Source organism: Streptomyces sp. NBC_00162 (assembly GCF_024611995.1).
Lineage (GTDB): Bacteria > Actinomycetota > Actinomycetes > Streptomycetales > Streptomycetaceae > Streptomyces.
Genome location: NZ_CP102509.1, coordinates 2,151,877 through 2,164,507, shown reverse-complemented (window position 1 = coordinate 2,164,507; position 12,631 = coordinate 2,151,877). Strand labels below are relative to the sequence as shown.

Annotated in this window: 12 protein-coding genes; 6 read left to right on the top strand and 6 right to left on the bottom strand. The window is 70.5% G+C overall.

All coding sequences use genetic code 11. The annotated features are described in order from the left end of the window. Window positions 1–184: 184 nt before the first annotated feature. Complete coding sequence (locus JIW86_RS10645; RefSeq protein ID WP_257553532.1) at window positions 185–343, top strand: hypothetical protein; 159 nt, start codon at window positions 185–187, stop codon at window positions 341–343. Between the two features lie 74 nt (window positions 344–417). Here JIW86_RS10645 and JIW86_RS10640 read toward each other — a convergent pair whose 3' ends face one another. The 3 genes from JIW86_RS10640 to JIW86_RS10630 form a co-directional block, all read right to left on the bottom strand. Continuing rightward, complete coding sequence (locus tag JIW86_RS10640; protein ID WP_257553531.1) at window positions 418–1,194, bottom strand: nucleotidyl transferase AbiEii/AbiGii toxin family protein; 777 nt, start codon at window positions 1,192–1,194, stop codon at window positions 418–420. Further along, a complete protein-coding gene (locus JIW86_RS10635; protein ID WP_257553530.1) occupies window positions 1,194–1,520 on the bottom strand; it encodes a hypothetical protein in 327 nt (108 codons plus the stop codon). The genes JIW86_RS10640 and JIW86_RS10635 overlap by 1 nt, the downstream gene beginning before the upstream one ends. Window positions 1,521–2,037: 517 nt before the next feature. Beyond that, on the bottom strand, window positions 2,038–3,207 hold the full coding sequence (locus tag JIW86_RS10630) for a magnesium and cobalt transport protein CorA (protein WP_257553529.1): 1,170 nt from the start codon (window positions 3,205–3,207) through the stop codon (window positions 2,038–2,040). 132 nt (window positions 3,208–3,339) lie between these two features. Here JIW86_RS10630 and JIW86_RS10625 point away from each other — a divergent pair, with 132 nt between their 5' ends. Then, entirely contained in the window at window positions 3,340–4,488 is a 1,149-nt protein-coding gene (locus JIW86_RS10625) for a winged helix DNA-binding domain-containing protein (RefSeq protein WP_257553528.1), read from the top strand. Between the two features lie 45 nt (window positions 4,489–4,533). Beyond that, the gene (locus tag JIW86_RS10620) at window positions 4,534–6,273 is read left to right on the top strand and encodes an AMP-binding protein (protein ID WP_257553526.1); all 1,740 of its coding nucleotides are present in this window, start codon (window positions 4,534–4,536) and stop codon (window positions 6,271–6,273) included. Window positions 6,274–6,354: 81 nt separating this feature from the next. On the opposite strand, the gene JIW86_RS10615 is transcribed toward JIW86_RS10620, so the two are convergent. Continuing rightward, window positions 6,355–6,843: a glutathione peroxidase gene (locus JIW86_RS10615; protein WP_257553525.1), complete on the bottom strand. Its 489-nt coding sequence runs from the start codon at window positions 6,841–6,843 to the stop codon at window positions 6,355–6,357. Window positions 6,844–6,959: 116 nt separating this feature from the next. Continuing rightward, the gene (locus JIW86_RS10610; RefSeq protein ID WP_257553524.1) at window positions 6,960–7,793 is read right to left on the bottom strand and encodes a hypothetical protein; all 834 of its coding nucleotides are present in this window, start codon (window positions 7,791–7,793) and stop codon (window positions 6,960–6,962) included. A 236-nt stretch (window positions 7,794–8,029) separates the two neighbouring features. On the opposite strand from JIW86_RS10610, the gene gcl reads away from it, so the two are divergent. Continuing rightward, on the top strand, window positions 8,030–9,817 hold the full coding sequence (gcl, locus tag JIW86_RS10605) for a glyoxylate carboligase (protein ID WP_215145750.1): 1,788 nt from the start codon (window positions 8,030–8,032) through the stop codon (window positions 9,815–9,817). Between the two features lie 119 nt (window positions 9,818–9,936). Here gcl and JIW86_RS10600 read toward each other — a convergent pair whose 3' ends face one another. Continuing rightward, window positions 9,937–10,515: a TetR/AcrR family transcriptional regulator gene (locus JIW86_RS10600; RefSeq protein ID WP_257553523.1), complete on the bottom strand. Its 579-nt coding sequence runs from the start codon at window positions 10,513–10,515 to the stop codon at window positions 9,937–9,939. Window positions 10,516–10,665: 150 nt separating this feature from the next. On the opposite strand from JIW86_RS10600, the gene JIW86_RS10595 reads away from it, so the two are divergent. Next, a complete protein-coding gene (locus tag JIW86_RS10595) occupies window positions 10,666–11,688 on the top strand; it encodes an agmatine deiminase family protein (protein ID WP_257553522.1) in 1,023 nt (340 codons plus the stop codon). Continuing rightward, on the top strand, window positions 11,685–12,623 hold the full coding sequence (locus tag JIW86_RS10590) for a nitrilase-related carbon-nitrogen hydrolase (protein WP_257553521.1): 939 nt from the start codon (window positions 11,685–11,687) through the stop codon (window positions 12,621–12,623). The genes JIW86_RS10595 and JIW86_RS10590 overlap by 4 nt, the downstream gene beginning before the upstream one ends. The last annotated feature ends 8 nt before the right edge of the window (window positions 12,624–12,631 follow it).

Genomic DNA, 12,631 nt, shown 5'->3' with positions numbered 1-12,631 from the left:
CCATGGTCTCCGCGCTGCAGGCAGGCGGCTGGGTCCCCTTCGACTCACCGGGCCGGCAGACCACGGCAAGCGGACCGTTCATCGTCGAAGGCGGCGACGGCAGCGGCTCCGGGGGCGGCGGCTCATCGGAGACCAAGACGCCCGTACGTACCGACGCGTCGGGCGGCAGATCACCACGCTGACCGTGACGGACTTCTACGCCCCCACGCAGTTCACCGCGAAGGCGGGTGCGCCCACCACGCTGGTGCTGCACGGCAAGGACTCGGGCGGATGCGCCAGGGCGTTCACGATCCCCGCGCTCGGGGTGCAGGAGATCGCCAAACGGACGGTGACACCGACGTAGACCTGGGTACCCGCAAGCCGGGACCCCTCTGTTTCACGTGCGCCATGGGCATGCAGACCGGCGCCATCGAGTCCCTAGCGCAGCCTGCCGGAGCCCGGGCCTGGGGGAGGCGGTGACGGAGGCAGCGGGCCGCTGATCGGGTTCCCCGGCTGCTCCACTGACGACTCGGCCGGGGTCGAGTTGCTGCTGACTGCTTCGGTACGCATGAGGTCGATGAGTTCGCGGTGCCAGTCGGCGAATTCCTCGCGGATGGCATGTGCAGCCTTGGAGTCGAGGCCGTAGGCGGCGAACTGTCTGTCGGTGTGATGCCCGACCCGGGCGAGGGCGGACACGTACTCGTCGAGGTTGGGCTCGGCCTCGTTCTGCGTGGCGAGTTCGAGAAGCCGGGCGCGGGTGTACCCGGCGTCGAGGAGCGCGTTGACGTCGATGGCATCCCGGACTTCGGCGCGGCCGAAAAGGGCGCCGGTCTTGGCGGCGGCCAGGTCGTCGAGGTGGAGGACCGGGCCGAGGGCCGAGTCGACAGGCGGATGGTGCAGAAGGTCGCCTACGAGTTCCACCTTGGACTGGGCACCGGAGGCGGGGTCGGTGACGTGCAGACGGGCGTATACCTGCGCCTGCTGGGTGACCTGGACCACGTACCCGGCCGCCCGGTATGCCTCGAGGAGGCGGGCGATCGCCTGTGGCAACTCGCCTTCGGCCCGCCCGATCGGGGTGAACAGGTCGACGTCGTCGCTGACACGGCTGACCAGGCGATGGGCCTGGACGGCGTACCCGCCGGCCAGCCGGTAGCCGAAATCCTCGGCGAGCGCGTCCAGGCCGATACGGATCAGCCGGTGGTGCAGATCCTCCACTACGCGGCCGCCGCCGAGGTGTCGGCGAGCTCGGGGAAGCGACTCTCCCAGGCAGCCCTCGCGGGTCCGGGCAGGAACAGGGCATGCCAGTGGCTGCGCAGCGCGTCGACATTGAGGTGGGCGTGCAGGTCTTCGGGCGTCTGTGCCTCACGGATGACCCGCTCGTACATCAGTAGTACGTCGGCGTCGTCGGCCAGGTCGTACTCGTAGTGCGGGCCCCAGTCCAGGTGCCGGGGCAGGACCACAAGGCCGTCCACTGGCCCGCTCAGCTCCCCGAGCGAGTCCGGCAGGGTGTACGGCCGGAGCTGTGCGTACCTGCTGCTCATGCTCACCAGCATGCCGGAAACCGAGGCCCCGCGGTACGCATACCTGCGATGTCGGCGTTCCCGGGAGCCCGCCGAGGCAGGGGCGCGTGGCAGGCTCGTCTCCGCGTTTCAGGCACCTGACCTGGCCGGGCCTGGGTGTATCGCCTCCCTGGAAGTACTTGCGAACAACATTCCGGCGAGCCCGCCGAGGCGGAGCGCGTGGCGCGTCCGACTTCGAGATGGAGGTCACTGTCTGTGATGCGCCGCGGGGTCTGCGGGCTCTACAGGGAGCGCTGAACGGGAAGCCGGACCGGCTCGTTGCGGCGGACGCAAGGTGCCGACGCCATTCGATTCCCCCCGGATTCCCCCCAGAGCTTTCCAGAGCCACAAAAGGCCTGGTCAGGGGCCTGTCGGGGCCAAGGTGAGGAGATCACCCGCATCCATCCCCCCAGGGACTCCCCACGGCCGCTTCTGGGGCGATCTGTGAGTAACGCGAAAGCGAAGTGCGAATGATTACTCAGTGTGACGCGAGGGGTGCTTAGAGCCAGTCCCGACGCTTGAAAATCACGTACAAACTGACGCAAACCATCCCCATGAGGCAGATCGCAAAGGGGTATCCGAATCTCCAACCCAACTCAGGCATGGACTCAAAGTTCATGCCGTAGATAGTTCCGACGAGTGTGGGAGCAAACAAAATGGCAGCCCATGAGGAAATCTTCTTGATTTCCTCGTTCTGTTCGAAGCCGGCCTCGGCCAAGGCGCGCATTTCGGCGTTCTGTTGTTGGGAGACCAGGGTGGCGTTCACCGTCAGGATTTCCGTGAGGGCCTGGCGGAAGCCGTCGACGCGTTCGCTGGTGTGGGTGACGTGGTCGGCCACGTCGCGGAGGTAGCGCTGGAGTTCCTCGTCCGTGCCGTACTTCGCGAAGCCCGCCATCAGGCCGTGGAGCATGCCGACCAGGGGGCGGGTGGCGCGCTGGAACTCGACCATTTCGCGGGAGAGTTCGTAGATGCGGCGGGAGACCGCCGGGTCGCCGCGGAAGACCTCCGTCTCGATCTCGTCGATGTCGGTCTGGACGCCCTCGACGACCGGGGCGTAGCCGTCGACCACCGCGTCGAGGATGGCGTACAGGGCCGCCTCCGGGCCGAGGGACAGGAGTTCCGGGTTCTCCTCCATGCGGCGGCGGACGCTGGAGAGGTCAGGGGCGCCGCCGTGCCGGACCGTGATCAGGAAGTCCGGGCCGACGAAGATGTGGAGCTCGCCGAAGTCCACCTCCTCCTGGGCGTCGAGGTAGCGGGCGGCGCGCAGGACGACGAAGAGGGTGTCGCCGTAGCGCTCCAGCTTGGGGCGCTGGTGGGCCTCGAGCGCGTCCTCGACGGCGAGTTCGTGGAGGTTGAACTCGGCGGCGAGCGAATGCAGTTCGGGCTCGGTCGGGCGGTGCAGGCCGATCCAGGCCATGCCGTCCGGCTCCTCGTGCAGCTTCCGGAAGGTGTCCGCCAGGGTGGCGGGGGAGGCGACGCGGCGGCCGTCGCGGTAGACCGCCGAATCGATCACGCTGCGATGGTTCGGGGGCGTGGGGGCCGGCGGTGCGGGCTGCGGGGCGGCCGGGGGACCGGCCGGGGGAGTGGCGGGCGGGGACGCGGGGCGACGCCATCCCGCGCGCTTTCCGGCGGACGGAGGCGAGGGGCGGCGGTCTGGGCGCTCCGACATCGCAGGTCAGCTCCCGGTCGAACGTCTGTTTACGGGCAAGGTGCAGGATATACGGGCGTTCCGTGCACGGACTCGCCGCCGACCTCCGAGATGAGGACAGTACGTGTCCGCAAGGAGGGCTAGCTTGCTGTCATGGCCTCCAGGACACCGCACCCCGTACTCGACAACCGCGCACTCAACCGTGCCACGCTCGCCCGCCAGCTCCTGCTGAGCCGCGCCGAGATGTCCGCGCGTGACGCCGTCGGGCACCTCCTCGGACTCCAGGCGCAGAACGTGAAACCCCCCTACTTCCAGCTCCACGCCCGCCTCGCCGGCTTCCGCCCCGCCGAGCTGGCCGGGCTCATGGAGTCCCGGGAGGTGGTCCGGATGGTCACCATGCGGTCGACGATCCACACGCACACCGCGGACGACGCCCTGACGCTGCGGCCCCTGGTCCAGCCCGCCCGCGACCGTGAGGTGAACTACTTCCGCAAGGGGCTCGCCGGCGTGGACCTGGAACGGCTCGCCGAACTTGCCCGCGCCTTCGTCGACGCCGAACCGCGCACCATGGCGGAGCTCCGCGAGGAACTGCTCAAGGAATGGCCCGACGCCGACCCGCAGTCCCTCTCCGTCGCCGCCCGCTGCCGGCTGCCGCTGGTCCAGGTCACCCCCCGCGGCGTGTGGGGGCGCAGCGGCCAGGTCCGGCTCACCACCGTGGAGAACTGGCTCGGGCGGCCCGCCGGCGAGGCGCAGCCCGTGGACGAGGTCGCCCTGCGCTACCTCGCCGCCTTCGGGCCCGCCTCCGTGAAGGACATGCAGATCTGGGCCGGCCTCACCCGGCTGCGCGAGGCCTTCGAGCGGCTGCGCCCCGGTCTGGCCGTCTTCCGGGACGAGAACGGCGTGGAGCTCTTCGATCTGCCCGACGCGCCCCGGCCCGACGCGGACACCCCGGCGCCGCCCCGCTTCCTCCCCGAATTCGACAACCTCCTGCTCTCGCACGCCGACCGCACCCGCGTGGTCGCCCCCGAGATCAAGGGCCGCACCTGGACGGGGAATCAGGCCCACTGCACCCTGCTCGTCGACGGATTCCTCGCCGGCCTCTGGAAGCGGGACGGGAACACCCTCACCGTGCAGCTGTTCCAGGAGACCTCCGCGGCGCGCAAGGAGGAGATCGCCGCCGAGGGCGAGCTGATGCTCGGCGCGATGGGCGGCTCCGAAAGCCCCGAGAGTGCCGAGGGCACCGCCGACGGCACCGAAGAGCCGGGCAAGGTCTCCGTACGCTTCGCGTCAATCCACGGCTGACGCAGCGCTGGTGGTCCGTACGCCCCACGCGGCACGATGCCTGGCATGACGACCGAGAGCAGCGCGAACACCGAGACCGGCGCCAGCACCGACCCCACGCACAGCAGCGCCGCCGCCCAGTTCCTGGCCGCGCGGGACTTCCTGCTGGACCGCCGCGGTGACTACGAGGGTGCCCGCGCCGGATTCACCTGGCCCCGCCCCCACCGCTTCAACTGGGCGCTGGACTGGTTCGACCACATCGCCGCCGGGAACACCGCCGACGCCCTGCGCATCGTCGAGGAGGACGGCAGCAGCGAGGCCGTCTCCTTCCAGGAACTGTCCGTACGGTCCGACACGGCCGCCGGCTGGCTGCGCGAGCAGGGCGTCGCGCCCGGCGACCGGGTCCTGGTCATGCTCGGCAACCAGCGCGAACTGTGGGAGGTCATGCTCGGCGCGATGAAACTGCGCGCCGTCGTCATCCCCGCCACCCCGCTGCTCGGCCCGGCCGACCTGCGCGACCGCATCGAGCGCGGTCACGTACGCCACGTCATCGCGCGCGCCGCGGACACCGCCAAGTTCGACGAGGTACCGGGCACCTACACCCGGATCGCCGCGGGACCGGAGGTCCCCGCCGACTGGCGGCGGCTGGCCGACATGTACGACGCCGAGCACACCGCCCGGGGCGCCTTCACACCCGACGGCGAAACCCTCGCCACCGACCCGCTGATGCTGTACTTCACCTCCGGCACCACCGCCCGCCCCAAGCTCGTGGAGCACACGCACGCCTCGTACCCCATCGGGCACCTCTCCACCATGTACTGGCTCGGGCTGCGCCCCGGCGACGTCCACCTCAACATCGCCTCGCCCGGCTGGGCCAAGCACGCCTGGTCCAACCTCTTTGCCCCCTGGAACGCCGGGGCCACCGTCTTCGTCCACAACTACACCCGCTTCGACGCCGAGCGGCTGATGGACGAGATGGACCGGCACGGCGTGACCACCTTCTGCGCCCCGCCCACCGTGTGGCGAATGCTGATCCAGTCCGACCTCACCCGGCTCGCCAACCCGCCGCGCGAGGCCGTCGCCGCCGGCGAGCCGCTCAACCCGGAGGTCATCGAGAAGGTCCGCCAGGCCTGGGGCGTCACCATCCGGGACGGGTTCGGCCAGACCGAGACCACCCTGCAGGTCGGCAACTTCCCCGGCGTACCGGTCAAGCCCGGCTCCATGGGCCGTCCCGCGCCCGGCTACGAGATCGTCCTCCTGGACCCCGTCACCGGCAAGGAGTCCCCCGACGAGGGCGAACTCTGCGTCGACCTGCGCGTCAGGCCCGCCGGGGTGACCACCGGCTACCGCGACGACCCGGAGCGCACCGCGGAGGCCATGGCGGACGGGCTCTACCGCACGGGGGACATCGCCTCGCGCGACGCCGACGGCTACCTCACCTATGTCGGGCGCTCCGACGACGTCTTCAAGGCCTCCGACTACAAGATCAGCCCGTTCGAGCTGGAGAGCGCCCTGCTGGAGCACGAGGCCGTCGCCGAGGCGGCCGTCGTCCCCGCCCCGGACGCGCTGCGCCTCGCCGTGCCGAAGGCGTACGTCACCCTCGCCGCGGGCTGGGAGCCCGGGCCGGAGACGGCCCGGGCACTGTTCGAGCACTCCCGCGCGGTGCTGTCCCCGTACAAGCGGATCCGCCGCATCGAGTTCGGCGAGCTCCCGAAGACCGTGTCCGGCAAGATCCGCCGGGTGGAGCTGCGGGAGCTCACCGCGGCCGGCGCGGCGGGGGAGTACGACGAGGCCGACCTCGACTGAGGCTCGCTCACGAGGGCAACGAGAACCGCTGGAGAAACGAGAACCGCTGGAGAAACCAGAGGCACTAGCGCGCTACGAGGCTTACGCGGGCAGGTGCGCCTCGATCGCGGCGATGACCTCGGGGGCCTCGGGCTCGGTGCGCGGGCGGAAGCGCGCCACGACCTCGCCGGCGGGGGAGATCAGGAACTTCTCGAAGTTCCACTGGATGTCCCCCGCCGCGCCCTCGGCGTCCGGGACCTTCACCAGCTCCTGGTAGAGGGGGTGCCGGTTCTCGCCGTTGACCTCGGACTTCTCCAGGATCGGGAAGGTGACGCCGAATCCGGCCGCGCAGAAGGTCTGGATGTCCTCGGCGTTGCCGGGCTCCTGCTCGCCGAACTGGTTGCAGGGCACGCCGATGACGGTGAAGCCCTTCTCCTCGTACTTGAACTGCAGCCGGGCGAGGCCCGAGTACTGCGGGGTGAGACCGCACTGCGAGGCGGTGTTCACCAGCAGGATCGCCTTGCCCTCGTGGGCCCCGAGGCTGGTCGGCTCGTCGGACAGGGTGGTCAGCGGGATGTCGTAAAGGCTCATCGGGCTCTCCTGGCAGGAAGCGGATAACGCCTCCGAGCGTAGGTGATGCGCACCGCGCCCGGCCGGGCGCGGCGGCCATCCCGGCCGGGCCATCCCGCCGACTGCCCGGACAGGGCCTAGGCGCCCGTACCGATCAGCTCGTCCGCCGGGTCGTTGACCGGCTGCGGCATGCCCGTGAGGTCCATGACGAACAGCGGTATCCCCAGGTCGTCCGCGCGGGTGCGGGCGTCCTCCGTGTATCCGGCGAGGGAGAAGTAGACGCTGGTCGCGGAAGCCGTGAGCCCGTTCAGCCACACGCACTCCACCGCCCGCAGCCCGGCCGGCGCGGTGGTCGGGTCCACCTGCGCGACCAGCCCCGGGGCCCGCAGGTCCACGGCCGCCGAGGGGATCGGGCGCCCGTCGGGCTGCCGTACGTCCTGGAAGCCGAGCCAGCGCAGGTAGAGCGCGGCGGTGGCCACCGCGTCGCGCGCCGTACGGATGGTCACAGGCCGGAACGCGGGGCGCGGCACCGGCGTGGCCGACGGCAGCGGCGCCCGGTCGAGCGGTCCGTCACGGTGCCCGTCGGGGCCCGGACCGCCCCCGGGCCTCTGACCAGGCCTCTGACCGGGCCGCGGCGGCCGGGCGGACGCGGGCTCCACCCCGGAGCCGCCCCCGGGCCCGGCCGGATTCGCCGCCGGTTCCGGGTGTACGGGGTGCACCGCCATCCGCACCACCGTCCCGCACGATGCGCACCCCACCTCGGGCTGCGGCCACTCGCTCTCCCGCCCACAGGACTCGCAGCGCACCGCCACCCAGCTCTCCGACCAGGTCCGATGGGTCAGCGGCTCGGGCGGTGCGGCCAGATCCAGCGGGGGATGGACCGGGCTCCCGCAGGCACAGGGATAGACCGGGACCGTGTAGCCGTTCTCGCGCAGGCACGCCGGGCAGCGCACCGGTACCGCTTCCGCCATGAGACCTGGACCCCCTCCGTCGCTGTCCGTAGGTCCATGCTCCACCACCGGCGACCGTCGGGGCGAGTCCACCCGCTATTTGTGCAAGTCACGGAGCGAGACGCGGCTTTTGGTGCTATCCGAGGTCCCCCACCGCCTTGACGCCGGGGGAAGCCGCCGCTTAGCTTGTTCCGTATAGCAGAACAAAACTTCCGGATTACGGAAAAGCCTGACCGTCGGACCCGCAGGAGAACTCGATGCCCCGTATGACAGCCGCCGCCGCTGCAGTGGAGATCCTCAAGCTCGAGGGCGTTTCGCAAGCCTTCGGCGTGCCCGGCGCTGCGATCAACCCGTTCTACCGCGAGCTCAAGAACGTGGGCGGCATCAACCACACGCTGGCCCGCCACGTCGAGGGCGCATCGCACATGGCCGAGGGATACACCCGCGCCAAGGCCGGCAACATCGGTGTCTGCATCGGTACCTCGGGCCCGGCCGGCACCGACATGATCACCGGCCTGTACTCCGCGATCGCGGACTCGATCCCGATCCTGTGCATCACCGGTCAGGCGCCGGTCTCGAAGCTCCACAAGGAGGACTTCCAGGCCGTCGACATCGCCTCGATCGCCAAGCCGGTCACCAAGAAGGCCACCACCGTCCTGGAGGCCGCGCAGGTCCCGGGCGTGTTCCAGGAGGCCTTCCACCTGATGCGCTCCGGCCGTCCCGGCCCGGTCCTGATCGACCTCCCGATCGACGTCCAGCTGACCGAGATCGAGTTCGACCCGGAGACCTACCAGCCGCTGCCGGTCTACAAGCCGCAGGCGTCCCGCGCCCAGGCCGCCAAGGCCCTGCAGTTCCTGCTGGAGTCCGAGCGTCCGCTGATCGTCGCCGGTGGCGGCATCATCAACGCCGACGCCTCCGACCTGCTGGTCGAGTTCGCCGAGCTGACCGGCGTCCCGGTCATCTCCACCCTGATGGGCTGGGGCGTCATCCCGGACGACCACGAGCTCAGCGCCGGCATGGTCGGCGTCCAGACCTCGCACCGCTACGGCAACGCGACGTTCCTGGAGTCGGACTTCGTCCTCGGCATCGGCAACCGCTGGGCCAACCGTCACACCGGCTACAACCTCGACGCGTACATCGGCGACCGCAAGTTCGTCCACGTCGACATCGAGCCCACCCAGATCGGCAAGATCTTCGCCCCGGACTTCGGCATCGCCTCCGACGCCAAGGCCGCCCTGGAGCTCTTCATCGAGGTCGCCAAGGAGCTCAAGGCCGAGGGCAAGCTCCCGGACTTCTCCGCCTGGGCCGCCTCCGGCCAGGAGCGCAAGGCCACCCTGCAGCGCCGCACGCACTTCGACAACATCCCGATGAAGCCGCAGCGCGTGTACGAGGAGATGAACAAGGCCTTCGGCCCGGAGACGCGCTACGTCACCACCATCGGCCTCTCCCAGATCGCCGGCGCGCAGATGCTGCACGTCTTCAAGCCGCGCCACTGGATCAACTGCGGCCAGGCCGGCCCGCTCGGCTGGACCATCCCGGCCGCGATCGGTGCCGCCACCGCCGACCCCGAGACCCCGATCGTCGCCCTCTCCGGCGACTACGACTTCCAGTTCATGATCGAGGAGCTCGCGGTCGCCGCGCAGCACAAGGTCCCCTACGTCCACGTCCTGGTGAACAACGCCTACCTGGGTCTGATCCGTCAGGCGCAGGGCGGCCTGGGCATCAACTTCGAGGTCAACCTCGAGTTCGAGAACATCAACGCCCCGGAGCTGGGCGTCTACGGCGTCGACCACGTCAAGGTCGCCGAGGGTCTGGGTGTCAAGGCCATCCGCGTCACCGACCCGAACGAGCTGGGCGCCGCCTTCGAGCAGGCCAAGAAGCTGGCCCAGGAGTTCCAGGTCCCGGTCGTCGTCGAGGCCATCCTGGAGCGCGTCACCAACATCTCGATGAGCAAGACGGTCGACATGAGCGACGTCACCGAGTTCGAGGAGCTCGCGACCGAGCCGGGCCACGCCCCGACCGCGATCAAGGCCCTCAAGGTCTGATCAGCAAGCTCAGTAGCTCAGTAGCTCAGCAGTACGCGGCGACCCCCGTCCCTCCGTCAGGAGGGGCGGGGGTCGCTTCGTATGCGGTGCGGCGGGCGGTGCCTGCGGGCGCGCAGTGCTTACGGGCGGGGGCCGAGTTCGGCGTCCACCGCGCCGGTCAGCAGCTCGCGGGCGCGCTCCAGGGTCAGGGAGCCGCTCAGCCAGCGCTCGCTGAGCCCCTCCACCAGGGCGGTGAGCCGCTCGGCGGCGTCCAGCGGCTCGACGTGCAGGTCGGCGAGACCGGCCGCCTGGGCGTCCGAGATGGTGTCCGCGGTGTCCTGGGACCAGGAACGGGTGGACTCGGCGAGGGTCTCGCGCAGGTCGGAGTCGAAGATGGCGCTGGCCCGCAACTCGCCCCAGGCGGTGCTGTTCTCGCGGACCCGGGGGATGTCCTGGAGCTCGCTCAGCAGCAGCTGGAGCAGGGCGGCGCGGGCGTCCTCGGTGTCCTTCAGGGCCTCGTCGGTGTAGCCGGTGGCGCGGTCGCTGATGAAGGCCAGGGTGCGCTGGACCAGGCCGGCGCGGTCCTTGAAGTGGTAGTAGATCAGCGCGGTGGACACCCCGGCCTCCGCCGCGAGTTCCTCGACGCGCAACCCTCTGACGCCACTGCGGGCGATGACGCGTACGGCTGCTTCCAAGATCAACGACTGGCGGTCGGCCACGCTTGCTCGCACCTTTCGGTCGGATACCCCTTGACTGAGCTTTCAGTCAGGTCCCACGATAGCTCCCACCCGAGATCCTGACCTGATTTTCAGTCTCCGCGATCCTGACTGAAATTTCAGTCAGGACGCCAATGCGCGAGGGAGCACCCAGTGAGTCCGAAAATGCCCGCCGAGTGGGCCGAGCACGACGCCTGCCTGATGGTCTGGCCGACCCGCGCCGAACTGTGGGGGCCGGCCTTCGAGGCGGCCAAGAGCGAGTACGCGGCCGTCGCCCGCGCCATCGCCGACTTCGAGCCCGTGATCATGATCGCCGCGCCCGGCCGGGCCGAAGAGGCCAGAGCCGCCTGCGGCGCCGAAGCCGGCATCGAGGTCATCGAGCTGCCCGTCGACGACTCCTGGCTGCGCGACTCGGGCCCGATCTTCGCCCACGACGAGCGCGGCGACCGCGTCGGCGTCGACTTCCGCTTCAACGCCTGGGGCGAGAAGCACCACCCCTGGACCGCCGACGACAAGCTCGCCGCGCTCCTCCTCGACCGGCTCGGCACCCCCCGCGTCCACTCCTCGATGATCCTCGAAGGCGGCGCGATCACCGTCGACGGCGAGGGCACGCTCATCACCACCGAGCAGTGCCTGCTGCACCCCAACCGGAACCCGCGGATGGACCGCACCGAGATCGAGGACGAGCTGAAGCGCCGCCTCGGCATCGAGAAGGTCATCTGGCTGCCCTACGGCGGCCTGGAGGACACCGAGACCGACGGCCACGTGGACGGCGTCGCCGCCTTCGTCGGCCCCGCCAAGCTGGTCGTCTCCCTCCCCGAGGACCCCACGCACCCCGATCACGCCCGGATGCGCGCCAACCTCGCCGTCCTGGAGGCCTCCACCGACGCCCGGGGCCGCTCCCTGGAGATCGTCCCCGTCCCGCAGACCACCCACGGCGAGGTCGCGGGCACCCCCGTCGAGGTCGGCTACCTCAACTTCTACCTCGCCAACGGCGGTTGCGTGGTCCCCGTCGGCGGCGACCCCGATTCCACGAGCGACGCCGAGGCCCTCGCCGTCCTCGCCGCCGCCCTCCCCGGCCGCAAGGTCGTCGGCGTACCGACCCCGGTCCTCGCGTACGGCGGCGGCGGGATCCACTGCATCACCCAGCAACTCCCGAAGGCGGCGCGCGCGTGACCTCGTACGAACTCCTCACCTCCTACGGCTCCCCGCTCGGCTCCCCGGCCCGCACGGCGCCCGCCGAACGCGACCCCCTGCGCATCGCGCTGGTCCAGACCCGCTGGTACGCCGACGAGAACGAGCACGACGACCGGCTGCGCGAGGGCGTCGTGCTCGCCGCCGGGGAAGGCGCCACGATGGTCTGCCTCCCCGAACTCACCCGCAGCCCGTACTTCTGCACCACCGACGACCCGATGGCACACGGCGCCGCCCGCCACCTCGAAGACCTCGAGGACGGCCCCACCGTCCACCTGGCCACCGAGCTCGCCACCGACCTCGGCATCACCGTGCACGCCTCGCTCTACGAGCGCGCGACGGACGGCGGCCTCGGCTACAACACGGCCGTATGCGTCGACCCGGACGGCAAGCTGATAGCCCGGACCCGCAAGAACCACATCCCCGCCTTCCCCGGCTACCGCGAAGACCTCTGCTTCCGCCCGGGCGACAGCGGATTCCCGGTCGTCGCCCACCGGGGCGCCCGCTTCGGCTTCCCCACCTGCTGGGACGAGTGGTTCCCCGAACTCGCCCGCGCCTACGGCCTGCACGGCGCCGAGATCCTCGTCCACCCCACCGCCATCGGTTCCGAGGTGGACCTGCCCGACTTCGACACCCGCCCCCTGTGGGAGCACGCCATCACCGCCAACGGCCTCGCCAACGCGCTCTTCATGATCGTGCCCAACCGCACAGGCACCGAGGGCCGCTCCACCTTCTACGGCTCCTCCTTCATCTCCGACCCCTACGGCCGGGTCATGCTCAGGGCCCCCCGCGACCGCCCCGCCGTCCTCGTCGCCGACCTCGACCTCGACCAGCGCCGCGACTGGCTGGAGTTCGGCCTGATGCAGACCCGCCGCCCCGAGCTGTACGGGCAGCTCACCGAACCCCTCATCCCGTAGCGGGACAC